23 protein-coding genes are annotated in these 26,569 nt (G+C 71.9%); 7 read left to right on the top strand and 16 right to left on the bottom strand.

What is annotated here, in order from left to right; all coding sequences use genetic code 11:
• Nucleotides 1-195: 195 nt before the first annotated feature.
• The gene (locus ACIREE_RS24680; protein WP_404156096.1) at nt 196-3,225 is read left to right on the top strand and encodes a bifunctional [glutamine synthetase] adenylyltransferase/[glutamine synthetase]-adenylyl-L-tyrosine phosphorylase; all 3,030 of its coding nucleotides are present in this window, start codon (nt 196-198) and stop codon (nt 3,223-3,225) included.
• Nucleotides 3,226-3,230: 5 nt separating this feature from the next.
• Here ACIREE_RS24680 and ACIREE_RS24685 read toward each other — a convergent pair whose 3' ends face one another.
• Nucleotides 3,231-4,073: a phosphatase PAP2 family protein gene (locus tag ACIREE_RS24685; RefSeq protein WP_404155950.1), complete on the bottom strand. Its 843-nt coding sequence runs from the start codon at nt 4,071-4,073 to the stop codon at nt 3,231-3,233.
• A 74-nt stretch (nt 4,074-4,147) separates the two neighbouring features.
• A complete protein-coding gene (locus tag ACIREE_RS24690) occupies nt 4,148-5,182 on the bottom strand; it encodes a LacI family DNA-binding transcriptional regulator (RefSeq protein ID WP_404155953.1) in 1,035 nt (344 codons plus the stop codon).
• A gap of 205 nt (nt 5,183-5,387) precedes the next feature.
• On the opposite strand from ACIREE_RS24690, the gene ACIREE_RS24695 reads away from it, so the two are divergent.
• The gene (locus tag ACIREE_RS24695) at nt 5,388-7,013 is read left to right on the top strand and encodes a SpoIIE family protein phosphatase (RefSeq protein ID WP_404155956.1); all 1,626 of its coding nucleotides are present in this window, start codon (nt 5,388-5,390) and stop codon (nt 7,011-7,013) included.
• Here the strand turns inward: ACIREE_RS24695 and ACIREE_RS24700 are convergent.
• Nucleotides 6,991-7,500, bottom strand: a complete 510-nt coding sequence (locus tag ACIREE_RS24700) for a GNAT family N-acetyltransferase (protein ID WP_404155959.1) — start codon at nt 7,498-7,500, stop codon at nt 6,991-6,993. The genes ACIREE_RS24695 and ACIREE_RS24700 overlap by 23 nt on opposite strands.
• A 61-nt stretch (nt 7,501-7,561) precedes the next feature.
• Between ACIREE_RS24700 and ACIREE_RS24705 the strand changes: the two genes are divergently transcribed.
• Nucleotides 7,562-7,912, top strand: a complete 351-nt coding sequence (locus ACIREE_RS24705) for a 5-carboxymethyl-2-hydroxymuconate Delta-isomerase (RefSeq protein ID WP_404155961.1) — start codon at nt 7,562-7,564, stop codon at nt 7,910-7,912.
• A 5-nt stretch (nt 7,913-7,917) separates the two neighbouring features.
• Here ACIREE_RS24705 and ACIREE_RS24710 read toward each other — a convergent pair whose 3' ends face one another.
• The 7 genes from ACIREE_RS24710 to ACIREE_RS24740 form a co-directional block, all read right to left on the bottom strand.
• Nucleotides 7,918-8,610, bottom strand: a complete 693-nt coding sequence (locus tag ACIREE_RS24710) for a TetR/AcrR family transcriptional regulator (protein ID WP_404155964.1) — start codon at nt 8,608-8,610, stop codon at nt 7,918-7,920.
• 54 nt (nt 8,611-8,664) lie between these two features.
• A complete protein-coding gene (locus tag ACIREE_RS24715; RefSeq protein ID WP_404155967.1) occupies nt 8,665-9,753 on the bottom strand; it encodes a PDR/VanB family oxidoreductase in 1,089 nt (362 codons plus the stop codon).
• On the bottom strand, nt 9,750-10,631 hold the full coding sequence (locus ACIREE_RS24720; protein WP_404155970.1) for a metal-dependent hydrolase: 882 nt from the start codon (nt 10,629-10,631) through the stop codon (nt 9,750-9,752). Before ACIREE_RS24720 ends, ACIREE_RS24715 begins: the two co-directional genes overlap by 4 nt.
• Nucleotides 10,632-10,819: 188 nt before the next feature.
• Nucleotides 10,820-12,760: a hypothetical protein gene (locus ACIREE_RS24725; RefSeq protein ID WP_404155973.1), complete on the bottom strand. Its 1,941-nt coding sequence runs from the start codon at nt 12,758-12,760 to the stop codon at nt 10,820-10,822.
• A 133-nt stretch (nt 12,761-12,893) separates the two neighbouring features.
• Complete coding sequence (locus ACIREE_RS24730; protein ID WP_404155975.1) at nt 12,894-13,406, bottom strand: tetratricopeptide repeat protein; 513 nt, start codon at nt 13,404-13,406, stop codon at nt 12,894-12,896.
• Nucleotides 13,407-13,423: 17 nt separating this feature from the next.
• Entirely contained in the window at nt 13,424-14,230 is an 807-nt protein-coding gene (locus ACIREE_RS24735) for a tyrosine-protein phosphatase (protein WP_404155976.1), read from the bottom strand.
• Nucleotides 14,231-14,399: 169 nt separating this feature from the next.
• Nucleotides 14,400-17,504, bottom strand: coding sequence for an alpha-N-acetylglucosaminidase (locus tag ACIREE_RS24740; protein ID WP_404155979.1), 3,105 nt, complete (start codon nt 17,502-17,504; stop codon nt 14,400-14,402).
• A gap of 130 nt (nt 17,505-17,634) precedes the next feature.
• Between ACIREE_RS24740 and ACIREE_RS24745 the strand changes: the two genes are divergently transcribed.
• Nucleotides 17,635-18,075, top strand: coding sequence for a hypothetical protein (locus ACIREE_RS24745; protein ID WP_404155982.1), 441 nt, complete (start codon nt 17,635-17,637; stop codon nt 18,073-18,075).
• Between the two features lie 35 nt (nt 18,076-18,110).
• Here the strand turns inward: ACIREE_RS24745 and ACIREE_RS24750 are convergent, their stop codons facing one another.
• The 6 genes from ACIREE_RS24750 to ACIREE_RS24775 all read right to left on the bottom strand — a co-directional run bounded on the left by ACIREE_RS24750 (nt 18,111) and on the right by ACIREE_RS24775 (nt 24,143).
• A complete protein-coding gene (locus ACIREE_RS24750; RefSeq protein ID WP_404155985.1) occupies nt 18,111-19,634 on the bottom strand; it encodes a DUF1996 domain-containing protein in 1,524 nt (507 codons plus the stop codon).
• A gap of 53 nt (nt 19,635-19,687) precedes the next feature.
• Nucleotides 19,688-20,338: a LuxR C-terminal-related transcriptional regulator gene (locus ACIREE_RS24755; protein ID WP_404155988.1), complete on the bottom strand. Its 651-nt coding sequence runs from the start codon at nt 20,336-20,338 to the stop codon at nt 19,688-19,690.
• Nucleotides 20,323-21,588, bottom strand: coding sequence for a sensor histidine kinase (locus tag ACIREE_RS24760; protein ID WP_404155990.1), 1,266 nt, complete (start codon nt 21,586-21,588; stop codon nt 20,323-20,325). The genes ACIREE_RS24755 and ACIREE_RS24760 overlap by 16 nt, the downstream gene beginning before the upstream one ends.
• A 122-nt stretch (nt 21,589-21,710) precedes the next feature.
• Nucleotides 21,711-22,328, bottom strand: a complete 618-nt coding sequence (locus tag ACIREE_RS24765; RefSeq protein ID WP_404155993.1) for a winged helix-turn-helix domain-containing protein — start codon at nt 22,326-22,328, stop codon at nt 21,711-21,713.
• 305 nt (nt 22,329-22,633) lie between these two features.
• A complete protein-coding gene (gene glnII, locus ACIREE_RS24770; protein WP_404155996.1) occupies nt 22,634-23,677 on the bottom strand; it encodes a glutamine synthetase in 1,044 nt (347 codons plus the stop codon).
• Nucleotides 23,678-23,777: 100 nt separating this feature from the next.
• Entirely contained in the window at nt 23,778-24,143 is a 366-nt protein-coding gene (locus tag ACIREE_RS24775) for an arsenate reductase family protein (RefSeq protein ID WP_404155998.1), read from the bottom strand.
• A 134-nt stretch (nt 24,144-24,277) separates the two neighbouring features.
• On the opposite strand from ACIREE_RS24775, the gene ACIREE_RS24780 reads away from it, so the two are divergent.
• From ACIREE_RS24780 to ACIREE_RS24790, 3 genes are all read left to right on the top strand, one after another.
• Complete coding sequence (locus ACIREE_RS24780; protein WP_404156001.1) at nt 24,278-24,556, top strand: hypothetical protein; 279 nt, start codon at nt 24,278-24,280, stop codon at nt 24,554-24,556.
• Nucleotides 24,557-24,728: 172 nt separating this feature from the next.
• Nucleotides 24,729-25,181 carry a hypothetical protein gene (locus ACIREE_RS24785; protein WP_404156004.1) on the top strand — a complete coding sequence of 151 codons (453 nt, stop codon included), beginning with the start codon at nt 24,729-24,731 and terminating at the stop codon, nt 25,179-25,181.
• A gap of 17 nt (nt 25,182-25,198) precedes the next feature.
• Nucleotides 25,199-26,545 carry a DUF2252 domain-containing protein gene (locus ACIREE_RS24790; RefSeq protein WP_404156006.1) on the top strand — a complete coding sequence of 449 codons (1,347 nt, stop codon included), beginning with the start codon at nt 25,199-25,201 and terminating at the stop codon, nt 26,543-26,545.
• The last annotated feature ends 24 nt before the right edge of the window (nt 26,546-26,569 follow it).

Below are 26,569 nucleotides of genomic sequence, written 5' to 3' on the forward strand. Positions count from 1 at the left end.
CCAGTTGTGCCCGCCCCAGTAGTGCCCGCGTAGTAGTGCCCGCACCAGTTGTGCCCGGATTCGGCGCCCTGGATTCCTGTGTTTCCCTCCGCATCCTCCCGCCGGCGGAGCGACATCGCACGCGGTCGCCGCGCATCGGTGCCGCAGCGACAGCAGTACGCTCATGACCAGCGTGTGATCGAACAGGAGGCCGGGATGTCGGTGCCGCAAGGGCGCAGGAGCAGTACGTTCACGCGGCTGTTGCGGCACGGGTTCACCGATCCGTCCGGTGCCGAGCGGCTGCTCGACGCCCCCGCCCTCTCCTCGGTGCGCTCCGACCCGCTGCTCCTGGACGCGCTCGGCGCCACCGCCGACCCCGATCTGGCGCTGCTCGGCCTGGTCCGCCTCGTCGAGGCGCAGGAGCGGGCGGACGGGGCCGAAGGAGACACGGCCCGCCGCGAACTGCTCGACACGCTCATCACGGCCAAGCCGCTGCGCGACCGCCTCCTCGGCGTCCTCGGCGCCTCCGAGGCACTCGCCGACCACCTCGCCCGCCACCCGGCCGACTGGCAGGCCCTCGTCACGTACGAGCACAGCGATCTGCACCCCGGCGTCGCGGAGTTCGAGCAGGGTCTCGCCGACGCCGTGGACCCCGACTCGCTGCGCGTCTCCTACCGGCGCTGCCTGCTGTCCATCGCCGCGCGCGACGTGTGCGGCACCACCGACATCGCGCAGACCGCCGCCGAACTGGCCGACCTGGCGACCGCGACCCTGCGCGCGGCCCTCGCCATCGCCCGCGCGGCCGCCCCCGCCGACGCCGCGCTGTGCCGGCTCGCCGTGATCGCGATGGGCAAGTGCGGCGGTCACGAGCTGAACTACGTGTCCGACGTCGACGTCATCTTCGTCGCCGAGCCCGCCGACCAGACCGGCACCACCGAGGGCGCCGACGAGGGCAAGGCGATCCGGGCCGCGACCCGCCTCGCCGCCCACCTGATGCGGATCTGCTCCGAGACCACCGTCGAGGGCACGATCTGGCCGGTCGACGCGAACCTGCGCCCGGAAGGGCGCAACGGCCCGCTGGTGCGCACCCTCTCCTCCCATGTCGCCTACTACCAGCGCTGGGCGAAGACCTGGGAGTTCCAGGCGCTGCTCAAGGCCCGGCCCGTCGCGGGCGACCCCGAGCTCGGCGAGGCGTATCTGGAAGCCGTCTCCCCGATGGTGTGGACCGTCGCCGAGCGCGAGAACTTCGTGCCCGACGTGCAGAAGATGCGCAAGCGCGTCGTCGCCAACATTCCGGCGGGCGAGGTCGAGCGCGAGCTGAAGCTCGGCCCCGGCGGCCTGCGCGACGTCGAATTCGCGGTGCAGCTCCTGCAGTTGGTGCACGGCCGGGCCGACGCGTCCCTGCGCAGCCGCACGACGCTCGACGCCCTGGCCGCGCTCGCCGAGCGCGGCTACGTCGGACGCGTCGACGCCGTGCAGCTCGACGACGCGTACCGCTTCCTGCGTACGCTCGAACACCGCATCCAGCTCTACAAGTTGCGCCGCACCCACCTCGTCCCCGAGGGCGACGCCGACCTGCGCCGCATCGGCCGCTCGATGGGCATGCGCACCGAACCGCTCACCGACCTCAACCGCGCCTGGAAACGGCACACTTCCGTCGTCCGCCGGCTGCACGAGAAGCTCTTCTACCGCCCGCTGCTCGACGCCGTGGCCCAACTCGCCCCAGGTGAGACCCGGTTGAGTACCGAAGCGGCACGGGAGCGGCTCGTCGCACTCGGCTACGCCGACCCCACCTCGGCCCTGCGCCACCTGGAGGCGCTCGCGTCGGGCGTCACCCGCAAGTCGGCCATCCAGCGGACGCTGCTCCCGGTGCTGCTCGGCTGGTTCGCGGACTCGGCGGACCCGGACGCGGGCCTCCTCGGCTTCCGCAAGGTCTCGGACGCGCTGGGCAAGACGCCCTGGTACCTGCGGCTGCTGCGCGACGAGGGCGCCGCCGCGGAGAACCTGGCCCGTGTCCTGTCCGCCGGCCGGCTCGCCCCCGACCTGCTGATGCGCGCGCCGGAGGCGGTCGCGCTGCTCGGCGATCCGCACGGCCTGGAACCGCGCGGCCACGCCCAGCTCGAACAGGAGGTGCTCGCGGCCGTCGGTCGGGCCGAAGGCGCCGAGCAGGCGGTGGCCGCGGCCCGCGGGGTGCGCCGCCGCGAACTGTTCCGCACCACCGCCGCCGACATCATCGCGTCGTACGGCACCGAGGAGAGCCCCGCCGTCGGCGACCAGGGCGCGCTCGTCGACCGGGTCGGCGCGGCCGTCTCCGACCTCACGGCGGCGACGCTCGCCGGGACGCTGCGCGCGGTCGTCAGGGACGGCTGGGGCGCGCAGCTCCCCGCCCGGTTCGCGGTGATCGGGATGGGCCGCTTCGGCGGCCACGAACTGAGCTACGGATCCGACGCCGACGTGCTCTTCGTGTACGAACCGCGGGACGGGGCCGACGACCACGAGGCGGCCCAGGCCGCGAACAAGGTCGTCTCCGAGATGCGCCGTCTGCTCGCGCTGCCGAGCGCCGATCCGCCGCTCCTCATCGACGCGGACCTGCGCCCGGAGGGCAAGTCGGGCCCGGTCGTGCGCACGCTCAAGTCCTACGAGGCGTACTACCGCCGCTGGTCCCTCGTCTGGGAGTCACAGGCGCTGCTCCGAGCCCAACCCGTCGCGGGGGACGTCGAGTTGGGTGCTTCCTTCATCGATCTTGTCGACCCGATGCGGTATCCGGCCGAGGGGCTCGGCGACGACGCCGTGCGCGAGATCCGCCGGCTCAAGGCCCGCATGGAGTCGGAGCGGCTGCCGCGCGGCGCCGACCCCACCCTGCACACCAAACTGGGCCGCGGCGGCCTCTCCGACGTCGAGTGGACGGTGCAGCTGCTCCAGCTCCAGCACGGCTGGGCGGAACCGGGCCTGCGCACGACCAGGACCCGCGAGGCGCTGGCCGCCGCCTGCGCGGCGGAGCTGCTGCCGACGGAGGAGGCGGCGATCCTCGACGAGGCATGGGTGCTGGCGACCCGGGTGCGCAACGCGGTGATGCTGGTGCGCGGCCGGGCCGGCGACACGTTCCCCTCCGACGGGCGCGAGCTGGGCGCCGTGGGGCGGTATCTGGGGTACGACCCGGGACACGTCGGGGACATGCTGGACGACTACCGCCGGATCACCCGACGGGCCCGCGCCGTGATGGAGGAACGCTTCTACGGGGCGTAGGGCCGTCACACGGAGGGTTGCACCAGGCGCGGCAGCGCGTAGGGCAGCGAGCCGTACCAGAGCCGTGCCACGAGGATGCCGAAGGCCAGGCACAGCATGCCGCCCACCGCGTCCAGCCAGAAGTGGTTCGCGGTCGAGACGATGACCGTGAGGGTCAGCGCCGGGTACAGGAGGCCGAGCACCCGCACCCACGGCACCGATGCGAGCACGAAGATCGTCAGGCCGCACCACAGGGACCAGCCGATGTGCATCGACGGCATCGCCGCGTACTGGTTCGACATGTTCTTCAGGTTGCCGGAGGCCATCGACCCCCACGTCTGGTGGACGGCGACCGTGTCGATGAAGTGGCCGCCGGTCATCAGGCGCGGCGGGGCCAGCGGATAGAAGTAGTAGCCGACCAGCGCGACGGCGGTGGTGGCGAAGAGGGCCAGACGGGCCGCCGCGTAGCGGCCCGGATGGCAGCGGAACAGCCACACCAGTACACCGAGTGTGATGACGAAGTGCAGTGTCGCGTAGTAGTAGTTCATCCCGACGATGAGCCAAGTCACCGCGTTCACCGCGTGGTTGACGCTCTGCTCGACGGCGATTCCGAGGTGGTGCTCGACGCGCCAGATCCAGTCCGCGTTGCGCAACGCCTGCGCCTTCTGCTCCGGCACGGCGTTGCGGATCAGGGAGTAGGTCCAGTAACTCACCGCGATCAGAAGGATCTCGAACCAGAGCCGGGGACGCCGCGGCGTACGCAGGCGGCGCAGCAGGCCACGATCACCCTGCCCGGCGCGGTCCTCCGCGATGGGTGAGGTGGTGGGCCCCTGTCGGCCTTCCAGTGTCGTCAAGGTCGTTTCACCCATAGGCATAGAGTCTGCCAGATATCGGCCCTCGTCCGATCATCCCTCGGGCGGGTTCGCACCGCATCCTCTACGCCCTACGGACGAGGTCGGACCCCAGGGGACGAGGCGGTTGAACCCCGGACCACCAGTTCCGGCATGAACACGAATTCGCTGTGCGGCGCGGGCGTGCCGCCGACCTCCTCCAGCAACGTGTTGACGGCCGCCTGGCCCATCGCGTGCACGGGTTTACGGATCGTGGTCAGCGGCGGATCGGTGAAGGCGATGAGCGGCGAATCGTCGAAACCGACCACCGAGACGTCCGTCGGCACGTCCATGCCCCGCTCCCGTACCGCCCGCACGGCACCCAGTGCCATCATGTCGCTCGCGCAGATCACCGCCGTGCAGCCGCGGTCCAGGAGGGCGGCGGCCGCGGCCTGACCGCCCTCCAGCGTGTACAGGGAGTGCTGGACGAGGTCGCGCTCGACCTCGTCGGGGGAGAGAGCCAGGAGCTCCTTCATCGCCCGGACGAAGCCCTCGATCTTCCGCTGTACGGGCACGAAGCGGCGCGGACCGAGCGCCAGGCCGATCCGGGTGTGACCGAGCGAGACCAGGTGCGTCACCGCGAGCCGGGCCGCGGCCCGGTCGTCCGGCGAGATGAACGGAGCCGCCACCGCCGACGAGAACCCGTCGACGAGCACGAACGGGACACCCTGGCCGCGCAGCCGCTCGTAGCGGCGGGTGTCGGCCGTGGTGTCGGCGTGCAGCCCCGAGACGTAGATGATGCCGCTGACCCCGCGGTCGACGAGCATCTCCGTCAGTTCGTCCTCGGTGGAGCCACCGGGCGTCTGGGTGGCCAGGACCGGCGTGTACCCCTGGCGGGTCAGCGCCTGGACGACGACCTGGGCGAGCGCCGGGAAGATCGGGTTCTCGAGTTCGGGGGTGATCAGACCGACCAGGCCCGCACTGTGCCGGCGCAGCCGCACAGGACGTTCGTAGCCGAGCACGTCGAGAGCGGCGAGCACGGACTGACGGGTGGCCGCGGCGACCCCGGGCTTGCCGTTGAGCACGCGGCTGACGGTCGCTTCGCTGACCCCCGCTTGAGCTGCTATGTCGGCAAGACGTGCGGTCACGGGAGGGGACCTTACCGGTCACATGCCGTATTGCACACCGAGCGGGCACGGAGCGGGAAGTGCCGCGCGTGCCCCCCGGGTTGAGCGAGAGCCACCCGGATCGGTGAAGCTGCGCCGACGGGAGCCCCGCAGGGCGCGCCCGGCGGTAACTTGGAGCAGCGGGCCGAGGGGGCCCGCCCCGCTTCCCGCCCCGAGGGGTCGCCTCGTGAACGCCACCGCTCAGGGATCCAGGACGGACGGCAGCAGTACGGTCCTGGTCGTCGACGACACCGCCGCCAACCGCTACGCCATGGGCGCGGTCCTGAGCCGGGCCGGACACGTCGTCATCCCCGTCGCCTCCGCGGGCGAGGCCCTGCTCGAGCTCGACCTGCGGCTGCGGGCCGGATCCCTGCCCGACGTGGCGCTCGTCGACGTGGGCCTGCCCGATCTCAGCGGGTTCGAGCTGTGCCGCCGCGTCAAGGCGCTGCCCTCGCTCGCCGGGATCCCCGTCGTCCACTTCTCCGCCCGCCCTTCCGAGCCCGTCGACCGGTGCCGCGCGCTCGACGCGGGCGGCGAGGCGTATCTGTCGGTGCCCGCCGAGCCGGAGGAGATCCGCGCCGTGATCCGGGCCGCGCTGCGCGGCGCCCGTGAACTCGGGGACGCGCAGGCCCAGTTCGGCCGGCTCGAGCTGCTGTCCGAGGCGGTCGTCGACGTGCAGGGCGCGCGCTGCCTCGTCGAACTGGCCACCACATCGGCCGAGGCGACGGCCAGGCTCACCCAGCAGAGCGCCGCCGTGTTCGTCCTCGGTGACAACGGTGAGGTGCACACCGGTCTGTCCCGCCGCAGCGCGCACGCCGCCGTGCCCGACGCCGTCGCGCGCGGGCAGGCGGCCGCGATCGCCCGGCGCGTCATGTGCACCCGCGGCGGGGTGCGCAGCACGGTCGTACCCGAACCCATGTGGCCAGGAGCGTACTTCGGGCCCGGCGACGTACGGCTGGTGATCGCGCGCACCCGCGCGGGCGGCCTCCCGGTCTGCCTGGCCACCCCGGCAGCCGCCGACCCGGGCGGCTGGATCGGCCAGCTCGTCGCGCAGCTCGCCCGCGCCACCGCACTCGCCGCCGAACCCCTCCTCATGTACGAGCAGGAGCGCCATGTCGCCCTCACCCTGCAGCGGAGCTTCCTGCCCGCGCAGCTGCCCCGGCTGCCCGGCGTCGACATCGCCTTCCGCTACGTACCGGCGTCCCGGCAGACCGAGATAGGCGGCGACTTCTACACGGTGCTGCCCACCCCCGCCGGGGTCCTCGTCGGCATCGGCGACGTCGTCGGGCACTCGCTCGACGCGGCCACCGTCATGGTGGAGATCCGGCACGCGCTGCGCGCGTACAGCCTCGAGGACCCGAGCCCGGCCCGGCTCGTGACCCGGCTCGACCGGATGTTCCAGCACTACCACCAGGAGAGCACGGCCACCCTGTGCCTGGCCCTCGTCGACCCGCTGACCGGCCGCACCTCCGTCGCGAACGCGGGCCACATCCCGCCGCTGCGCGTGCCCTTGCGGGGACCGGCCCGCTATGCCGAGGCGTCGGGCCCGCTGCTCGGTCTCGGCCTGCCCCACCCCGAACCCACCGAGCTGATCCTCGCCCCGGGCGAGCGGCTCCTCATGGTCACCGACGGACTCATCGAGACCCGCGGCACCGACCTCTCCGTGTCGATGGCACAGCTGAGCGCCGCCGCGACGGACGCCCCGACCGCGCCCGACGCCTTGTGCGACACCCTGCTGTCCTGCTTCGGCAAGGACCGCGACGACGACATCGCCCTGCTGGCCCTGCGGCTCAACCCAGAGCTCTCTCCATGAGCGTCACCGCGTAACTGCTGCCGCCCGCACCGGACTTGAAGGGCTGTTCCCCTACGACGGTGTAGCCCCGGCGCTCGTAGTACGCGCGCAGCCGCGGGTTCGTCGACACGCAGTCGAGGCGGCAGTGCGTACGGCCCGTCTCGGCGATCCGCCGCTCGGCGTGCGCGAGCAGCTCGCCCCCGGTGCCGGGCGGTGCGCCGCGCCGCACCATCAACCGGTGCACGTAACCCGCGACGGGCGGCTGCGCGCCCCACGCCGGTTCGTCCGTCCACCACAGCTCGTAGCCGCCCGCGACCTGCCCGCCCGAGTCGGCGAGCCACACCTCACCCTCCTTCATCCGCAGCCGGAAATGCTCCTCGTCCTTGTCGCCCGGCCGCCACTGGTCGATGCCCTGGTCCACCATCCAGCGGGCCGCTCCGTCGTACAGGTCGACGAGTGTGCCGAGGTCGGCGGTGTCCGCTTCGCGGAACAAGAGTTGTGCGCTCATGCCGATCACCGTAAAGGTGGCCGGTGACAGCACCGCAGGCCGCCTCACTCACGGAGCACCCATGCCTCAGATCACCGTCGACTACTCCGCCGACCTCGACGACCGCCTCGACAGGGCCGGACTCGCCGGCGCCGTGCACCGGGCCTGCGTCGACCTCGTCGCCGCGCGGACCCCGGCCTGCAAGTCGCGGTTCCGGCGCACCGAGGAGACGGTCGTCGGCGACGGAGCCGAGGAGGCGGCCGTGGTGCACATCGAGATCGCCCTGCTCGCCGGACGCGCCGAGGAGGCCAAGGCGGCCCTCGCCGAGTCCGTACTCGCGCTGCTGCCCGAACACATCAAGGGCGCCGAGGGAGTCCATCTCTCCACGGAGGTAAGGGACTTGGAGCCCGCATACCGGTCGGCGCGCTCCTGAAGCTCTTAGGCGGGCACCAGCGCGGCGAGCCGGTTGAGCAGGTCCGTGAAGGGTCCCTCGGCCGGCTCGTCCGCGAGGATGTCGCGCAGCAGCGCCGCCATCTCCGTGTCGTACGCGGCGCTGACCGCGGCGAGCGCCGCGAAGTCGTGGACCAGCTGGAGCTGCAGCTCCTCGCGCGGGATGCGCCGCCCGTCCAGCCAGATCAGCGCCGTCGACTCGGCCAGCGAGATCCACGAGCGGACCACCAGCTCCAGGCGCGGGGACGGCTCCGCCACGTTCAGGTGCGCGAGGATCTGGACGTACGCGGCCTGGCGGACCGAGTCGATGAGCGCGTTCGTCGCCGAAGAGCCGACGGCGGGGCCACCGCGCATCAGCGCCGAGAAACCCGGGCCGTGCTCGTCCACGAAGGCGAAGAACCGGCCCATCACCCGCAGCAGCCGGGCACCGAGCGGCCCGTCCTGCGGCTCCTCGAACCGCCCCGCCAGATCCTCGGCCGCTCGCTTCAACGCGGCCTCGTACAGGCTGAGTTTGCCCGGGAAGTAGTGGTAGACCAGCGGCCGTGAGATGCCCGCGGCGGCCGCTATCTCGTCGATGGAGACCTCGTCGGGGGAGCGGTGGCTGAACAGTTCGAGGGCGACCCCGATCAGCTGCCGCCGCCGCTCCTCGACTCCCATTCTGCGCCGCACCCCGGTTGTCATACCGAACACTCTACCGAGCGGATCCGGCCCGACGGAGAGCCCCTCGGGCAGGCCCTACAGGTCCAGGACCAGGCGCTCACCGCGGGCCCGCGAGACGCAGATGAGCATCGAGTCGTCGCGCTCGGAGTCGGTGAGCAACTCGTCGCGGTGGTCGATCTCGCCCGCCAGGACTCGCTGTTGGCAGGTTCCGCAGAAGCCCTGCTCGCAGGAGTACGGGACATGGGGCAGCTCGGCGCGGACCGCCGCGAGGACCGTGCCGTCGGCCGGTACGTCCACGACCTTGCCGCTGCGCCGCAACTCGACCTCGAACGGCCCGTTCCCGTCGGCCGAGTTGCGCGGCGCGAACCGCTCCAGGTGCAGGGTGCGGCCGGCGGGCAGCGCCGACTCCACCGCCGCCATCAGCCCCTCGGGCCCGCAGCAGTACACGGCCGTGTCCGGCGCGGTGGCCGCGAGCACCGCGGCGAGATCCGGCAGCCCGTCCGCGTCCTCGGCGACCACGCTCACCCGGCATGCCTCGGCGCCGAGCTTCTCGACCTCCTCCAGGAACGGCATCGAGGCCCGCGTGCGTCCCCCGTAGAGCAGCTTCCAGTCGGCGCCGCGCGCCTCGGCCGCGCGCAGCATCGGCAGGATCGGGGTGATGCCGATGCCACCCGCGACGAAGAGAAGGGACGGCGCGTCCGCGGTGAGCGGGAACCGGTTGCGCGGTCCGCGCACCTCCACCTCCGCGCCCACCCGCACCTGCTCGTGCACCTCGCGCGACCCGCCGCGCCCGCCCTCGCCCGCCGGGATCAGCCGGGCCGCGACGGTGTACGACGACGTGTCCTCGGGGGCACCGCACAGCGAGTACTGCCGCACGAGCCCTGAGGGCAGTACGAGATCGAGGTGGGCGCCAGGCTGCCAGGCGGGCAGTCCGTGCCCCTCCAGGCGGAGCTGGACGACGCCGTCGGCTATCTCCTCGTGCCGGGTGACGAGCAGGCTCAGCGCGCGGGCCCGGGGCCGCCCGGAGGTCGGCTCCTCCAGGGCGGGCAGCGGCCACAGCGGCGACGCCCGCACGCGGCGGCGCAGCGCCCGCCGCACGACGAGCGCGGCGCCGGCGACGAGGGCGGCCCTGCGCAGGGTGCGGGGGGTTGCCAGGCGGCTCATCGGGCGGCTCCTGTGCGGGCTTCGGCGGCGGTCGCGGCAGGCGAGGAGGCCAGGTAGGCGACGGCCTGCTCGGTGTCGCCCTCCTGCTCGGGGTGGTAACTCCGGCTCAGATAGCGGGGGATGGACCGCACCATCGCGCCGGTCGACGGCAGCACGCCCTGCTTGCCGCCCCGGTGGAAGTCCTTGAAGGAGGCCTTGCCGTCCGTCAGCGTCGGATCGTTCTCCATGAAGAAGCGGGAGCCGCGCTGCCACAGGAAGACGAGCGCCGTGAACGCGGTGGCCCAGGTGCGCACGCGGCGCCGGTAGCTGCCGTCGAGGTGCTCGAACAACTCGAAGGCCACGGACCGGTGCTCGACCTCCTCCGCTCCGTGCCAGCGCAGCAGGTCGAGCATGGTGGGGTCGGCGCCGCGCTTGTCCAGCTCGTCCGCGTTCAGCACCCAGTTGCCCAGGAACGCGGTGTAGTGCTCGATCGCCGCTATCAGCGCGACCCGCTCCAGCAGCCACCACCGGCGCGCCTTGCCCGGCGGCAGCGTCCGGTCGCCGAGCAGCTTCTCGAAGAACCAGTCGACCTGCGCGGTGTACGGCGTCGGATCGAGGCCCTGCTCCTTCAGATGCGGCAGCACCTCATCATGGGCCTGCGAGTGCATGGCCTCCTGGCCGATGAACCCGATGACGTCCTCGCGCAGCCGGTCGTCCCTGATGAGGGGCAGGACCTGCTTGTAGACGTGCACGAACCAGCGCTCGCCCGCGGGCAGCAGCAGGTGCAGCACGTTGATGGTGTGCGTCGCGAAGGGGTCGTCCGGGAGCCAGTGCAAAGGGGTCCGGTCCCAGGCGAAGGACACCTGGCGTGCCTTCAGCGGGACGCGCGTATTAGACATGGCGTCAATGTACTGACGGGTAGGGGCGCGGGTACACCCCCTGGGCGGGACTTTTGTTGTTCAAGCCCCTCCGGACGGGTGCCGTCCAAGCCCTCCGGGCGTGTGCCGTTCAAGCCCTCCGGGCGGCTGTCTTTTAAGCCCCTCCGGCGATTGAGGAGCGGGGTCCGGGGCGGAGCCCCTGGGCTCAGCTACCGCAGGGCCGACACCTTGACCCCGCCAGAGGTGACCCCGGTCAGAGCCACGCCCGCGCCCCGCGCCACCCGCACGGCCAGCAAATTCCCGGAGCTGGTCGACCCGGCCGCGCTGACAGAGGCGACCTCCGAGCTACCCCCGGCAACCAGATACCAATTCCCCCCACGGGACTTCCAGCGAACCCCGGCCAAAACCCGCGGATCACGCCCACCGCAGGCGGCCGCCCCCTCGGACTTGGCCGCAACAACCGCAGCGGCAGCGCCAGGCGCCCGGAACAGCGCCAGCGTCCGCGGCCCGCCACCCCGCCACGTCTCGGCCCGGTTGCACATCCACTCGGCGGTCCCGTTCGCCTCCGGCAGGGCCTGTCGCGCGTACGCCCAGGAGTTGACGGTGCTCACCCCGTGCGAACGGGCCGCGGCGAGGGAGCAGGCGGTGGCCGCCCACGCGGCGGGCTTCGCCTCGCCCGGCGCGTCCGGGCGGCCCGACGTGAGATGCGCGGGCACGAGCTCGCCGAGGTCGGTGGAGTAGCGGGTACCGGCGGAGTCGGTGAGAGCGAGCGCGTGCCACGTCGTGCAGGGCTGCGCGGCCGGGGCGAGAGCCGGGCTCGGGAACGGCGACGTCACGCCGTCCTTCGTACGGGACAGACGCTGCGCCGCGGCGCCCGGCCTCAGCAGATCGCGGGCCGCCGCACCCGTCACCCAAGGGGCCGTCAGATAGCGGACGTTGCCGTCGGAGCGGTTGACGACCACGGCGCCCGCCTGCGGTCCCGTCGCCCCGTCCACCCGCGCGAAGTCGAGGGCGGCGCCGCTCGTGCCGCTCTTCGGTTCGGCGTAGCGGACGATGCGCAGACCGTCGTAGAGCAGCACGACGCGGGCCTGGTCGATCTCGCCCGCGTAGAGCAGCTGCGCGGGACCTGGCGGGGCGCCGGCCGGGGTGCCGGGGGTTGCCGACACCTGGACGGTCCCGCCGGGGCGCGCCCACACCGCGAGCGCACGGCGCAGCAGTGCCGTGTCGCCGGTGAGGGAGCCGCGCGCGGGCCACACGGAGAAGTCGGTGCGCGCCGACGTCTGCCACGCGGCAGCCGGTACCCGCGTCAACTTGCCGGGGTTCAGGGCGGCTTGGCCCGCCGGGTTCTGCGCGTACGGCGGAGCGGCCGCGCCGTCCGGGCTCCAGCCGGAGCCGGGCAGGCCGAGCAGCGCGCCGCACACCAGGAGAGCCGCGAGCGCCGCGACGGCCGCCTTGGCGTGCTGGCGGCGGCGCATCAGATCGGTCGGGCGCGCGTGCAGGGAGCAGGGGTCGAACTCCGGGGACTCGAGCAGCCCGTGCAGGACCTCGGTGCCGTCCGCCTCGGCCAGGGCGGCGGCCGCGGCCTCGCCGGTGCAGCCCGCCGCGGTCAGGACGGTGCGCACCGCGGCGGAGTCGAGGTGCTCCAGGCCGCGCAGCACGTACGCGGCGCGGGCCGGGCCGCTGAGCGCGGAAAGGCGCTGGTCCAGGGCGAGTTCGTCGGCGCCGCCGGACTTGGGGAAGAGCCGCAGCCCCCACACCTGCGGCAGCAGCGGCGGCAGCTGGGCCCGCTTGGGCCAGGCGGCGCGGCGCAGCGGAAGCCCCGCGTCGAGGGCGCTGCGCAGCACCCGCAGGCGTACGTAGGCATAGCCCGGGTCGCCGGTGCGTGGCGCGCTGCCGCGCTGGGCGGGGAGCGCCGGGGGCGCGGTCGCCGTGCGGCCGCGGGGGAGCGCCCGCTGGGTGAGGGAGTGGGCGGTCAGGACGCGGCGGTTGCGGCCCAGGCCGGGCGGCAGCACCAGGTAGGCGAGGCGGACGAGGCGGGGGTAGTGCTCGACCAGGGCCGCCTCGGCCTGCTCTACGTCGATGACGTCGGCGCTTCCGGGGCTTCCGGCACCGCGGGCACCGCCGGAGGGCGGGGAACTGGGTTGCTGCACCTTTGACTGCACGTTCAGCTGAACGAGCGAATCGTGGGATGGTCACCCCACTCCTCCGGCTGAATCGCCGGGACCCTTTATCCGGCCTCGACTACCCGGCCTCGACTACCCGGCCTCGACTACCCGGCCTCGACTACCCGGCCTCGACCAAGGCCCGTGCGTAGTTGGCCATCGACCGCTGATACCTCGGCATGTGCGGTGCCAGTGCTTCCAGTACCAGCGAAAGGCCTTCCCGGTCCCGGCCGAGGGACGACAGACACAGCGCCAGGCACCCGCGCACGGCATCGTCCAACTCGTCGCTGGGCGCGCTCAGTTCGGGTTCGAGCAGCGCCACACCTTCCTCCGGGCGGCCCATGTTCCGCAGGGAGCTGGACAGTTGGATCGTCGTGCGGCGTCTTCGATACCCGGTGAGGCCGAGCCGCAGCGCCTCCTGGTACAGCGGCACCGCCTGGTCGGAGTGGCCGGTCGAGTCGAACGCACTGGCCCGCTCGAAAGGCCTCACCGGGCTGTCGGCGGGCAGTTCGGCCACCAGCTTGTCGATGAGCGCGCGGAACTCCCCGGCCGACTCCTCGGTGTCGCCGTAGTTGCCGATCGTGGCCCACGCGGCGGCGATCCGCTCTTCCCAGTCACTGTTCTCGATACTCATCGGGCCACACTCGGAGATCAGCCGGTGGACGTCAACCGTTTCCGGATCACCGATACCGCCTCGTCCGGCACGCCGAGCCCTTCGCGCACGTACTTCTCGACGCTCCCGTACCGCGTCGCCACCTCCTCCTGGGCCGCCTGAAGGTAGCCGGGCACCACACCGATCACGGAGAGCGCCACCTCCGGGTCGCCGCCCTGCGCCACGAAGCCCTCGACGAGCGGGGCGAACGCCGCGCGCACCGCCGCGTTCACCGACAGGTACTCGGCCTCGATCGTGGCGTCGTCCGCGCCGAGCAGCGCGAGGATCACGGTCGCGCCCCAGCCGGTGCGGTCCTTGCCCGCGGTGCAGTGGAACAGGAGCGGGCCCGCGTCCGGCGCGGCCAGTTCGAGCAGCAGCGTGCGGTACGCGGCCCGCGCGGAGTCGGTGGAGACCAGCGCCCGGTAGGTGTCCGCGAAGATCGCCGCCGCCCTGCCGCCGCCCAACTCCCGCTCCGCGAGCGCCGGGTCGGAGAAGATCTCCTTCAGCTGGGCCGCCGCCGGCGCGACCCCGGCCTGGGCCAGCTTGTCGGCGAGCGCGTCGGCGACCAGCAGCCGCACCCCGTCAGGGGCTCGGTCGGGGTGGTCGGCCCGCTCGGCATCGGTGCGCAGATCCAGGATCGTGCGGATGCCGAGCGCCGCGAACGCCGGGTCCGCCGTGGGGTCGAGCCGGTCCAGCTGCCCGGAGCGGAAGACGAGTCCCGGGCGCACCCGGCGGCCGTCGGCCAGCGGGGTGCCGCCCAGGTCACGAAGGTTGGCCACGGTGGCGGCTGCGATGGGTTCGGCCATGGGCGGGACTCCCGTTCAGGTGCTCTGGTGCGTCCCGCCCAGTCTCTCCTACGCCCCTCCCGCCTACGTGATACGCCCCTCCCGCCTACGCGATGCCCCGCCCCCTTACGTGATACGCCCCTCCCGCCTACGCGATGCCCCGCCCCCTTACGTGATGGGCCGCTCCCGCTTACGTAAGCGCCCAGCCGCTGAACTCGACGGTGCCGCGCGCCCCGTTCCCGCCGTTCGTCGCGGTCATGAACAGGCCCACGTCCTGCGTCGCCGCCACCCCCGGTACGGGCACGGTCGCGACCGTGCGCCACGTGCTGCCGCCGTCCGTGGAGCAGGCGCCGGTGTACGACCCGTCGGACCGGCTCAGGCGCAGCAGCACGGGCGCCTTGATCCCGGTGATCCGCTTGTAGGTGTCGAGCGTCCCGTCACCGTTCGTGTCGTAGGAGAGCACCACACCGTTCGATGGCGTCACGGACAGATTGAGGAAGCCCGGTGATCCCGGGGTGGCGAGGGAGTTGCGGACGACGATGCCCGCGCGCGCCCACGCGCCCGTCACCGCCTGCGTGTCCACGCGCAGCACCACCGACGAGCCGTCCTGGAAGGCGCCCTCGCGGTACGCCGTGCCGAATTCCGTGGTCCCCTTCCACAGGTCCGCGCCGCCGCCGTCGATCGCGAACCGGTCCTCCAACTGCCCGAAGACAGCCGCGTTGTTGCTGTACGTCTTCCAGTCCTCGTCCAGCGGGCCCGCCTCGAAGAGCGTGCCCTTGTGCTCGTACGTGACCCGCTTCTCGCCCTGGGGCCCGTACTGGACGTCGATCGTGTACGGCAGCGGGCGCAGCGGCTTGTCGAGCGGGGTGCCCGGGGCGCTCGCCTGCCAGGACACGGTGCCCTTGCCGGCCGGGGCCACCCGCGGCAGCGACGTGCCGCGCTCGGGCGTCGCGTCGATGCCCTGCAGAGAGAAGTCGACGCGGCCCGTCGCCCGCAGCCCGTTGACGTTGCGGAAGGTGGCGGCCACGCGCGCGTGGCCGCCCGGCGGGAACGCGACAGGGTCGGCCGTGACCGTCACGGCACCCTGGTAGGGAGCCCGCGCGAGCACGTCCCGTACGCGCGAGGCCGTTCGGTACGCGTCCCCGTACGGGCGCAGCGGGTAGTCCTTGCGCTCCCGCGTCCACGGCTCCTCGAACGCGAACCAGTCGACCGCCGCGGGCGCCTGTCCCGCCGCGAGCGCGTCCTGCAGCGTGTCGAGCCACTTCTGCCAGCGCGGGAGGTAGAAGTCGGCGATCAGGCCGTGCCACTCGCGGTTGCCGTACTCGTGGAGGTTGCCCGGGTCGGAGGTGGCCCGGTCGCCCCACACGGTGATGAGGACCTTGGCGCAGCGCTCGAACTCCGCGCGCTCCGCGTCGCTCGTGGCCATGGTCCTGGCGTCCTGGATCCACGGGCCGAGCAGGAAGGCGCTGTGCGTGCCCGTGACGTCGTCGGTCAGGCGCATCAGCTTCAGCCACAGCGTGGCGAGGTCCTTGAAGCGGGCCTGGTCCTTGTCGGCGTACGCGGCCTTGAGCTGGGGCAGGAGCTGGCGGCTGCGGTGCGCGAGGGCCTGCCGGGCCACGTCGACGAGGTCGTACTTGTAGGCCTGGCTGCCCCGCAGGGACCCTGCCACGCCCAGGAGCCCGGTGAGCGCCGCGTCGAAGCGGCCCGGGTCGTAGGTGAGGGCGCGCGGCGCGTAGTAGGCGGCGCGGTCGGCGGCGAGGTCCGGGCGGGCGGCGAACAGTGAGTCGTGCGGGTCGGAGCGCTCCACGGCCGTCTGCTGGTACGCCGTCTCGTACAGGGCCTGCCAGGCGGCGCGGGCGTCCCGGTCGCGGCGGCCGTACCGGAAGTCGGCGTACCCGGCGAACCACTCGGCCCGGTCCAACTTGTCTTCTGTCCAGGCGAGTTCGGACCAGAGCTCGAAGGCGGCCGGGTCGCGGTCGGTGCCTTCCGGCAGGTACGCGGTGCCGGTGAGCGCACTGTTCGGCTTGTCCCGCCAGGCGAAGAACTTCTCGTTCCAGATGTGCGCGCGGGCCCCGATGGTCGTCCGGCCGCCGAAGTTGGGGATCGTGCCGAACGCGTACGGGGTGCCACCCCAGTCCTTCTCGCGGTCGGTGACGGAGGCGAAGCGGTCGGAGACCCCGTCGACGATCAGCATCTTCTTCTTGTCGATCGCGTCGAGGAGCGCGGGCAGCGGGTTCGCCTCCCAGCCGAGGATGACCCAGGTGGCTCCCGGCCGGTTCTTCTGCAGCGCGCTCTCCACGCCGCGCGCCGCGTCCGGGACCGGCACGTCGCCGGCGGTGCCGCCCTCGTGCAGCAGGTCCATCTTGAAGGCGTCGATCTCGCCGAAGAGGTCCTTCTGGTGGCCGTAGAACGATTCGGCGACCTGCGCGAAGGACGTGGTGCGCGGGTCGAGCCAGTCGGGGCGCTCGAAGCCGTGCCAGGTGCCCTGCGGGACGACGTGCGCGTCGCCGCCGTTGCGCTCCACGAACCCCTCGGGCACATGGCCGTAGTAGCCCGGCATGACGGGCTTCATCCCGAGTTCGCGCAACCGGTCGGTGATTTTCTTGCCCAACTCGGCGCGCTCCGCAATGAGTTCGGGCGAGAGCGGGCCGCCGTACCCGGAGAGGTTCTGCAGCAGCCACCACGGCTGGTGGGAGGGGGCAGGGAGCCAGGCCCGCGACTCCTCGTCGCTGTAGCCGAAGTCCTTCAGGACCCGGTGGTACACGGCTTCCATGCCTGCGATGACGAGCACCTCGTTGCAGCCGTGCAGCGCGAGCACGTCGATCATGCGCTCCCAGTACGCCCAGCCGGCGAACGGCGCCGTGTAGCCGTCGTTGGTGTCGTTGAGCGCGAACCGGTGGGGGAGCGCCGTCGACCGCTCCAGGCGGCGGACGGGCGCCGGGAGGGTGCGGGGCAGGTCCAGCTGGCTGCCGTTCCAGGCGATGTGGGTGCCGCAGACGTACTTCAGATACCAGTGGACCCCGGCGAGCAGGGTCGCCGGGGTCGTCCCGTACACCTCGACGCTGCCCCGCTTGCCGGAAACCCGGAACCGGTCCGCGCCGCCCTGCGGGGCGAGCAGTCTGAGCCGGAACTGATCCGCGTGATGCGGCAGTTGCCTTTTGAGCGCGGCGAGGGCCGGAGCCGTATCAAGTGCGTGCGGGGCCGCCTCGGCGGCCGGTGCGCCCACCCCGAGGGCCGTGCCGAGCCCGATGGCGCCTGCCGTGCCGAGAACCGTGCGTCGCGTTGGCGCGGACATACGTGTGAACCCCCTGCGTCGCGGATGGTGCGGCGCACGCTAACCGGGGCGCACGCCCGCGCTCAACGGTGCGTACGGAGCTGGCGGGATCGTGTCGGCGTACCAAGGACTTGTGGGACAGGAGTACGGGATGAAGAAGTTGCTGGTGGCAGGGGTCGCGGTGGTCGCGGCCGTGACCGGGTGCGGGGCGCACGACAACGGCTCGAAGATCCCCCGAACGGCCAGCGGCTCATTGGAGCAGCTGGCGCACACGGCGGGCTGCCGCCCGGACATTCAGACCGACGCGGACGAACTGCGTCAGGCCAACTGCGGCAAGGGAAGTGGCCGTTACGTTCTCGCCACCTTCGCCACCGACCGCGGCCAGGCCGAGTGGCTGGACGCGGCCGACGACTACGGCGGCACGTACCTCGTCGGCCGCAAGTGGATCGTGGTCGGCGCGGACCGGGTCGTGACAGAGCTGCGCGGCCGGCTCGGCGGGACCGTGGAGCGGTCCTCCTCGCACCACTCGATGAGCAGCGGTGGTGGGGGTCGCGAGGAGGGTGCCCGTACGGGGCACTCGGGTCACCACTGAGACGGCCGCGCAGCAGCCATGGTGGGGCGGATCGGTCAGGTGCAGCGATCGCCCCGGTTGATGCAGTTCGCGACGCGCTGCATCAGCTTGGCGTCGAAGACGTTGATGAAGTCGCCGTGGTCGGTGACGGGCTTGTGCAACTGCTCGGGGAACGAGTCGACGGCGAACCCCGGTCCCGGCGGCACGTTGTAGACGATGCGCTGCACCAGCTGCGGGATCGCCTTGAAGCCGCCGGGGCAGGCGCCGGTGCGCTGGTCCTCGAACGCGACGTGCGTACGGTGGTTGGCGCTGTCGGCGTTCGCCCCGTCCCAGCAGCTCTGGAACCGGAAGGAGCGCACGACCTTCGAACCCCGGGGGCAGATCGGGTACTTGTCCTTCAGCTGGCGGTTCTCGAAGCCGGTGCAGCTCCATGACGCGTTGGCGTTCGCGTTGCCGTTGGTGAAGGCCTTCGCGTCACCCGTGATGATCCGCAGGAAGCGCGGCATCGCCACGACCTTGCTCGTCGGATTCCCGTCGAATTGCAAGGTCACCGAGGACGGTGTCTGGATTTCCCCGACGTTCTGGTCCTTTCCGCCGCCGTCCGCGTTCGCGTCCGCTTCGGCCTTTCCGTTCTGCAGCCTGAGGACCGGCCAGTAATAGGTCGACTTGTCACCCTGATTGCGGCAGCTCGTCTGCCCGTTCGCAAGTTTGTCGTCACTGGCGAAAGCGTCCGTCGCCTGATTTCCTACGTAATCGTGCATATGGTGAGCGCCATTGCTCACTCCGGGCGCGACGATGACATTGTCCGGATTGAACTTGCCGTTCTCGTTGCGTCCGCAGGCCGTGGTGAAGGTGCCGCGCGACGCCGCGCGCTGGTTGCGGGCCGTGGCGACATTGGGCTGTACGGACTTGATGTCGACGAAGTCGCTCGCGTCGGGGCCGTTGGCGCTACCGGCGTTGCCGTTAGCCGCGTTGCCGTTACCGGCGTTGCCGCCGGCGGTGGCGGGCTGCTGCGACTGTTGCTGTTGTTGCTGTGACTGTTGTTGCTGTTGCGGCGGCTGCTGTTGCTGTTGAGGTTGCTGCTGTTCCGCTGACCGCCCGGTGCAGGCCGCCATCGCGTCGAGCTGCTGCGGCGGGTTGCCGCCGGAGCGCTGGATGTCCTGCCCGATGCGGCCCAGCGCGGCGCCTCGCTTGTCCTTCAGTGGACCCAGGATGCTGTTCTGCACGAAATTCGGGTCCTGCACGGCGGCCTGCCGGTTAGAGGCGAGCCGCTGATACGCCTCCGTGATCTGGCTGTCCATGGCGGCCAGCTCACCGTCGACCTGGCCGCGCGCGCTGTCGGGGACGTCGGGCAGGGCGTTGCCGACGTCCGGACAGTCGATGGTGGCCACTTGCTGCTGCTGTTGCTGCAGCTGTTGTTGTTGCTGCGTTTCGCTGCCCGCTTCCTGTCCCGAGTCCTCTTGGGCCGACGCATACACGTTGACCGCGACCAGCCCACCTCCGCCCAGGAGAAGTGCGGCTGACGCGATGGTCATCCGCGTCGCCAGCGAAGAGCGCCGTTTCCGTGAGGTGCGTCCCATGGGGCTACGTACGCAACGGGAGGCGGCCGTGTTCAATCGACCGCCCGGAATTCTCAGCGGCCTTGATCCAGATATGCGATGACCGCGAGCACGCGCCGATTGTCGTCATCGGAGACCGGCAGCCCCAGCTTGGCGAAGATATTCGACGTGTGCTTGGCAATGGCCCGCTCGGTGACCACCAATTGCCCGGCGATGGCCGCGTTCGACCGCCCCTGCGCCATCAGTTCCAGTACTTCCAGCTCGCGCGGGGTGAGCCCGCCGAGCGGCGGGTCCGTGGCCCGGCGCGACAGCAGTTGCTGGATCACCTGCGGGTCCATCGCGGTCCCGCCCGCGGCGACCCGCCGTACCGCGTCGATGAACTGGTCCGCGTCGAACACCCGGTCCTTCAGCAGATAACCGACCCCGCCGGTCCCGTCGGCGAGCAGTTCGCGCGCGTACAGCTGCTCCACGTGCTGCGAGAGCACGAGGACCGGCAGACCCGGCCGCTCCCGCCGCGCCGCGAGCGCGCACTGCAGCCCCTCGTCGGTGTGCGACGGCGGCAGCCGGACATCGACGACGGCGACGTCCGGCGCCAACTCCGCGAGCGCTCTGGTGAGTTCGGGCCCGCTCTCGACGGCCGCGGCGATCTCGAAGTCGTAGGCCTCGAGCATCCGCACCAGACCGTCCCGCAGCAGGAACAGGTCTTCGGCTAGGACAACACGCAAGGGATCTCCATGGTCACCATGGTCGGACCGCCCGCGGGGGAGCCGACGGCGAGGACACCGTCGAATGTACCCAGCCTGCGCTCGATCCCGCTCAGCCCGCCGCCGGACGCGATCACCGCGCCGCCCTTGCCGTTGTCGGTGACGGCGACCCGCAGACAGCCGTCGGCATGCGTGATGTCGACCCAGATCCGGTCGGCGCCCGCGTGCTTCACGGTGTTGGTGAGGGCCTCGCTGACGGCGAAGTACGCGGCCGACTCGACGGGCGCGTCGGCCCGCCCGGTCAGCTCCACCTCCACCTCGGTCGCCACCGGCAGGCGCAGCGCCAACGCCCGTACCGCGTCGCCGAGTCCGCGCTCGGCGAGCACCGGCGGATGGATTCCGCGCACCAGGTCCCGCAGCTCGGTGAGCGCCTCGGCGGACGACTGCCGGGCCTGTCCGAGCAGTTCCTTGGCCTTCGCGGGGTTCTTCTCGATCAGCGCCTCGATCGTGCCGAGGTCCATGCCCATGGCGACGAGCCGGGCCTGCGCCCCGTCGTGCAGATCGCGCTCGATGCGCCGCAGTTCGGCCGCCGAGGTGTCCACGGCGTCCCGCCGCGTCTCGGTCAACACCCTGACGCGCTGCTCCAGTTCACCGGCGGCGGGAGCGAGCACGTAGCGGGTCAGCTGGAAGTGCACCCGCAGCAGCGCGGGCGTGACGAAGACGCCGGTGGCGAGCAGCGCCGTCGCGAGCACCGCGGCCAGCAGGGCTGTTCCCTGACCGCTGATCGGCACGAACCCGTACCACCAGCCGACATGGGTGCCGTCGGTGAAGACCCGCCACAGCCCGGCCGCGAGGGCGTACCCCTCCAGCGGATAGAAGATCAGCGCCGCGGGCAGCAGCGCGGTGGCGAACCCGGCCGTCATGTCGACGAGCAGCCACCGCAGGTCCCGCCAGGTCGCCGGGTCCGCGAGCAGCAGCCGGCACCGCTCGGCCTGTCCCAGCACGCCGCCGCGCAGATCGTCCGGAAACGGCCGGTACGTTGCCGGGATCCGTACCCCGCACCACTCGGCGGCGACGGCCCGCCGCCAGTTCGCCCAGTGCCTAACGAGTCCGAGCACCCAGGGCGTGGTCAGGGCGCCGACCCCGGCCACGATGAGCAGGACCGACACCAGCGACAGCACGAACAGGGTGACCGACCCGGCGAGCCCGGCCACGGCGACCCCCAGCCCCCGCAACCCCGCCACCACGGCGCTCCGCGTCCTCGCGCCCATCAGCCGCACACTCCATCCGTCCCGCCCGACCCGACACCTCACAGTGTCGCCGCTGGAACGGCGCCGGTCAGTGGGTACGGCACCCGTACCGGGGTGTCACTGGGTACACCCCGCACCGTGGCTCAGCGGCCGGCCGGCGGCGCGTACTTGTATCCGACGCGGCGCACGGTCTGGATCACATTGCGGTGCTCGGCGCCCAGCTTGCGGCGCAGCCGGGCGACGTGGACATCGACCGTGCGGCCGTCGCCGACGTGCCCGTAGCCCCACACCGTCGTGACGAGCTGGTCGCGGGTGTGCACCCGGTGCGGATGCGCGACGAGGTGGGCAAGGAGCTCGAACTCCAGGTAGGTGAGGTCGAGTTGACGCCCCTGGACGTCGGCGGTGCGCTGCGCGCCGTCGATCCCGATGAGCACGTCACGCCCTTCGGGGCCCGCCGCGGGAGCGGGCTCGGCGGACTCGGCGGGGCCGGGCGGGACGGGCAGCAGCGGCTGCTGGTCGGCCGGTACGAGCACCAGGTAGCCGATCATCGGCGGCCGGCCCGGCAGCGTGGGCAGCGTGTGCGGCGGCGCGGGCAGCAGCGTGGCGCCCGGCGGCAGGAAGTCAGCCACGTTCACCAGGGGGGCGGCGGGGGCCACCTCGTTCCGGTCGACGGCGCGCAGCCTTGTGCGCGCGGGGGAGCCGGGGCCACCAGAAAGAGGGGCGGGAGAGGCAAGAGGGGCGAGGGAGCGGGCGTTAGCCATGAGTGGTCAACTCTTTCGCGCGAGAGGCCGTCTGAGGAAGGACGTACGTCGTGCGCGCGGGCCGAAGGCCGTACCGCGAGTCTTCGCTGGACGGTTTTAGAGGGCCGGCGCGTTCGTCGCGCGGCAACACACCCGGTCGAAGTCGTGATGCTGGCGGGAAGGCCAGAACGGCTCGAGGTCGTGACGACGACCCCGCGCGGTGGTGTTCTGGAATCCGGCCATGCCCATATTGAAGCAGATGCGGTACGCAAAGGAGAGAGCGCCCGCAGAAGATGCGGGCGCCCAGAGGTGCGACATGGCCGGAATCAGACCTGTCCGGCCTTCTCAAGCGCGGAGCAGCAGGTGTCGACGAGGAGCCGCGTGACGACGTACGGGTCGACGTTCGCGTTCGGGCGGCGGTCCTCGATGTAGCCCTTGCCGTCCTTCTCGACCTGCCACGGGATGCGGACCGAGGCGCCGCGGTCCGAGACGCCGTACGAGTACTCGTTCCACGGGGCGGTCTCGTGCAGGCCGGTCAGGCGGTCGTCGATGCCGGCGCCGTAGTGCTTCACGTGGTCCATGGGCTTGGAGCCCTCGCCGAGGGATTCGGCGGCGGTGATGATCGCCTCGTACCCCTCGCGCATCGCCTTCGTCGAGAAGTTGGTGTGCGCGCCTGCGCCGTTCCAGTCGCCCTTGACCGGCTTCGGGTCGAGGGTGGCCGAGACCTTGAAGTCCTCGGCGGTGCGGTACAGCAGCCAGCGGGCCACCCACAGCTGGTCGGAGACCTCCAGCGGGGCGAGCGGGCCGACCTGGAACTCCCACTGTCCTGGCATGACCTCGGCGTTGATGCCGGAGATGCCGAGTCCCGCCTTGAGGCAGTTGTCCAGGTGCGCCTCGACGACGTCACGGCCGTGGATCTCGTCCGTGCCGACACCGCAGTAGTAGCCGCCCTGCGCGGCGGGGAAGCCGCCGACCGGGAAGCCGAGCGGACGGTCGCCCTCGAAGAAGGTGTACTCCTGCTCGATGCCGAAGATCGGCTCCTGCGCGCCGAACCTCTCCTCGACCTCGGCGAGCGCGGCCCGCGTGTTGGACTCGTGCGGCGTCATGTCGATGTTGAGGACCTCGCACATGACGAGGATGTCGTCGCCGCCGCCGCGGATCGGGTCCGGGTAGACGGCGACCGGCTTGAGTACGCGGTCCGAGGCGTGGCCCTCGGCCTGGTTCGTCGAGGACCCGTCGAAGCCCCAGATCGGCAGCGCGTCCAGGCTTCCCGACCGCTCCGCCGCACCGGCGAATATCTTCGTCTTCGAGCGGAGCTTGGCCGTCGGCTCGGTGCCGTCGATCCAGATGTACTCAGCCTTGAACGTCACGGGCCACATCCTCAGTCACGGGTCGCTGTCTGCCGGGCAGCTTGTCAACGGGCGGTTTCCCGGCCATTGCCCGCTTGTGAACCGCGTGTTACCGGGGATGTCAGGCGCGCCGCCCCAGCGCGTCCCGTACCGCCTCCTCGCTGCGGCCCACCACAGCCGTGCCGTCGTCGGCCGTGATGATCGGGCGCTGGATCAGCTTCGGATGCGCGGCCAGGGCCTCGATCCACCGCTCGCGGGTGTCGGCGTCGCGCGCCCACGCCGCCAGCCCGAGCTCCTTCGCGACCGCTTCCTGGGTGCGGGTGATGTCCCACGGCTCCAGGCCGAGCCGGTCGAGGACGGCGCGGATCTCGTCGGGGGCGGGTACGTCCTCCAGGTAGCGGCGCACCGTGTAGTCGGCGCCCTCGGCGTCGAGCAGGGTGAGCGCGCCGCGGCACTTCGAGCAAGCCGGGTTGATCCAGATCTCCATGGTGCCAACGGTACGCGAGTTGCTTCACGCGGCGGCCTCAACTGGGGCCTGGCCAGCGGCTTTTGTCAGTGGGTGGCAGTAGAATAGAAGCAGTGTTCGAGGGCTTCGGGGGCTCTCGAGTTCGCGACAGGAGGATGCCTGTGCCGGCTGCCGCACCGATGCTGATGGATCTGCCGTACGCGCCACTCGCCAAGAGGCCGCTCCCCGCGGGACGGCCCCGTGACTGGTACATCACCCACAACCGACGCCTCAAGGCCATGCGCCTGGCGATAGCCCTGCTCGACTCGGGCGTCTACCTGCCGAACCAGGCCCACAACCGGAGGATCCGCTCCACGGCCGAGCTCATCGGCGTACATCCGCCGTCGGACACGACCTGTCACATGGTGCGGACGCTGATGCGGTACTGCCGCTGACCTGTCGCGCGACGCCCGGCGGCCGGAAGTTCCGGCCGCCGGGCTTTTCGCTGTCCGGGCCCCTCGCCCCCTGCCGGGAATTCACCTGTTTGCCGTACTTGGCATGCGGGCCCCCGAGGGAGCACCGTTGACTGGTGCGACCCGCAGTGGCGGGTCGAGCGGAGGTGTGGGGATGGGATACGTGCGAGGCATCCGAGGCGCCGGCGCGGTCCTGCTCGCGGTGGTCCTGACGGCCGGCGCGGCAGGCTGCTCCGACAGCGGCGACAGCCCGTCCGACGCCGCGTCCAAAGCCGGGGGCGTGCTGTCGTCCGCGACGGCCGAGGCGCAGAAGAAAGTCGACGAGTTCAAGGATGGCGCCGAGGCCAAGGACGATGTGAAAATCGGCGGCGTGACGAAGGACGACGGACGGGCCACCGTGCCGGTCAAGGTCACGAACAAGGCATCGTCCGCGAAGACGTATCTCGTCCTCGTCTCCTTCAAGGACAGCGGCGGCAAGCGCCTCGACACGGTCGCCCTCACCGTGAAGGACGTCGCGGGGGGCACGTCGCAGAAGGAGACCGCCCGCAGCCACCGCTCCCTCGACGGCCACGTCACCGCCGACATCCTCCGCGCGCTGCGTCACTGAACGAAGGGGCGCCCGCCATGAGCAGCCCCGCCGAACGCGCTGCCCAGGGCAAACGCGCCCGCAAGTACGCCCCGCGCTCCTCGCACGCCCCCTGGATCCCGGCCGCCGACCGCCCCGACCCGGTCGCGGTCCTGGAACGCCAGGGCGCCGACCGCCTGCCCGACCTGCTCCCGATCCGGTACGGGCGGATGGCGGCGAGCCCGTTCGCCTTCCTGCGCGGCGCCGCCGCCGTGATGGCCGGCGACCTCGCGGCGACACCCCACACCGGCCTGACCGTCCAGCTCTGCGGAGACGCCCACCTGTCGAACTTCGGCCTCTTCGCCTCGCCCGAACGCTCCCTCCTCTTCGACCTCGACGACTTCGACGAGACGTACCCGGGCCCCTTCGAATGGGACGTCAAGCGCCTCGCCGCCTCGACCGCCGTCGCCGCCCGTGACAACGGCCACTCCGACAAACAGGCCCACAGCGCGGTCCTCGCCTCCGTCGCCGCGTACCGCGTCAACATGCGCCGCCTGGCGGGCCTCGGCGAACTGGCCGTCTGGTACGAACACATCGACGCCCGGGCGCTGCTCCCGCTGGTGCGCTCCGCACGCCACCGCCGCCGTGCCGAGCACACCCTCGCCCAGGCCACGCGCCGCACCAGCCTGCACGCCCTCGCGCGGCTCACGGAGACCACCCCCGACGGCCGCCGCCGCATCGCCCACGACCCGCCGCTCCTGGAACCCGCGGGAATCAGCGACGCCGCCGCCCTGCGCAAGATGTTCGGCGACTACCGCTCCACGCTCGCCGAGGACCGCCGCCGCCTCCTCGACCGTTACCGGTTCGTCGACGCGGCCCGCAAGGTCGTCGGCGTCAGCAGCGTCGGCACCCGCTGCTTCGTCGTCCTGCTCGCCGGCCGGGACCCCGACGACCCGCTCTTCCTCCAGATCAAGGAGGCGACCCGCTCCGTGATCGAGGAACACATCCCCTACCACGGCCCGTACCTCCACCCCGGCCACCGCGTGGTCTCGGGACAGCGCCTGATGCAGGCCGCGGGCGACATCTTCCTCGGTTGGATGACGGGCCCCCAGGGCCGCGCCTTCTACTGGCGGCAGCTGCGCGACATGAAGGGCTCGGCGGACATCGCGGCCATGCCCCCCGACGAACTCCTCGCCTACGCACGACTCTGCGGCACCGCGCTCTCCCGCGCCCACGCCCGCTCCGGCGACCGCATCGCCATCGCCGCGTATCTGGGCGGCGCGGACACCTTCGACCGGGCGACCGCCGCGTTCGCGCTCCGCTACGCCGATCAGACCACCAGGGACCACGACGCACTGTGCGGCGCGATCTCGGCCGGCGTCCTCACCGCCAGGCCGGGCGCGTGAGGCGGAGCGCGGCCCACGCCACGC

Source organism: Streptomyces sp. NPDC102467 (assembly GCF_044765445.1).
Lineage (GTDB): Bacteria > Actinomycetota > Actinomycetes > Streptomycetales > Streptomycetaceae > Streptomyces.

What these genes read in the sequence shown, in the direction of transcription:
- ACIREE_RS24740 (WP_404155979.1), bottom strand. Translation starts at nt 17,504, where the DNA reads ATGTCCGCGCCAACGCGACGCACGGTTCTCGGCACGGCAGGCGCCATC.
- ACIREE_RS24750 (WP_404155985.1), bottom strand. Translation starts at nt 19,634, where the DNA reads ATGGGACGCACCTCACGGAAACGGCGCTCTTCGCTGGCGACGCGGATG.
- ACIREE_RS24765 (WP_404155993.1), bottom strand. Translation starts at nt 22,328, where the DNA reads ATGGCTAACGCCCGCTCCCTCGCCCCTCTTGCCTCTCCCGCCCCTCTT.
- ACIREE_RS24735 (WP_404155976.1), bottom strand. Translation starts at nt 14,230, where the DNA reads ATGGCCGAACCCATCGCAGCCGCCACCGTGGCCAACCTTCGTGACCTG.
- ACIREE_RS24700 (WP_404155959.1), bottom strand. Translation starts at nt 7,500, where the DNA reads ATGAGCGCACAACTCTTGTTCCGCGAAGCGGACACCGCCGACCTCGGC.
- ACIREE_RS24785 (WP_404156004.1), top strand. Translation starts at nt 24,729, where the DNA reads ATGGGATACGTGCGAGGCATCCGAGGCGCCGGCGCGGTCCTGCTCGCG.
- ACIREE_RS24705 (WP_404155961.1), top strand. Translation starts at nt 7,562, where the DNA reads ATGCCTCAGATCACCGTCGACTACTCCGCCGACCTCGACGACCGCCTC.
- ACIREE_RS24775 (WP_404155998.1), bottom strand. Translation starts at nt 24,143, where the DNA reads ATGGAGATCTGGATCAACCCGGCTTGCTCGAAGTGCCGCGGCGCGCTC.
- ACIREE_RS24685 (WP_404155950.1), bottom strand. Translation starts at nt 4,073, where the DNA reads ATGGGTGAAACGACCTTGACGACACTGGAAGGCCGACAGGGGCCCACC.
- ACIREE_RS24780 (WP_404156001.1), top strand. Translation starts at nt 24,278, where the DNA reads ATGCCTGTGCCGGCTGCCGCACCGATGCTGATGGATCTGCCGTACGCG.
- ACIREE_RS24710 (WP_404155964.1), bottom strand. Translation starts at nt 8,610, where the DNA reads ATGACAACCGGGGTGCGGCGCAGAATGGGAGTCGAGGAGCGGCGGCGG.
- ACIREE_RS24720 (WP_404155970.1), bottom strand. Translation starts at nt 10,631, where the DNA reads ATGTCTAATACGCGCGTCCCGCTGAAGGCACGCCAGGTGTCCTTCGCC.
- ACIREE_RS24790 (WP_404156006.1), top strand. Translation starts at nt 25,199, where the DNA reads ATGAGCAGCCCCGCCGAACGCGCTGCCCAGGGCAAACGCGCCCGCAAG.
- ACIREE_RS24680 (WP_404156096.1), top strand. Translation starts at nt 196, where the DNA reads ATGTCGGTGCCGCAAGGGCGCAGGAGCAGTACGTTCACGCGGCTGTTG.
- ACIREE_RS24730 (WP_404155975.1), bottom strand. Translation starts at nt 13,406, where the DNA reads ATGAGTATCGAGAACAGTGACTGGGAAGAGCGGATCGCCGCCGCGTGG.
- ACIREE_RS24715 (WP_404155967.1), bottom strand. Translation starts at nt 9,753, where the DNA reads ATGAGCCGCCTGGCAACCCCCCGCACCCTGCGCAGGGCCGCCCTCGTC.
- ACIREE_RS24760 (WP_404155990.1), bottom strand. Translation starts at nt 21,588, where the DNA reads ATGGGCGCGAGGACGCGGAGCGCCGTGGTGGCGGGGTTGCGGGGGCTG.
- ACIREE_RS24745 (WP_404155982.1), top strand. Translation starts at nt 17,635, where the DNA reads ATGAAGAAGTTGCTGGTGGCAGGGGTCGCGGTGGTCGCGGCCGTGACC.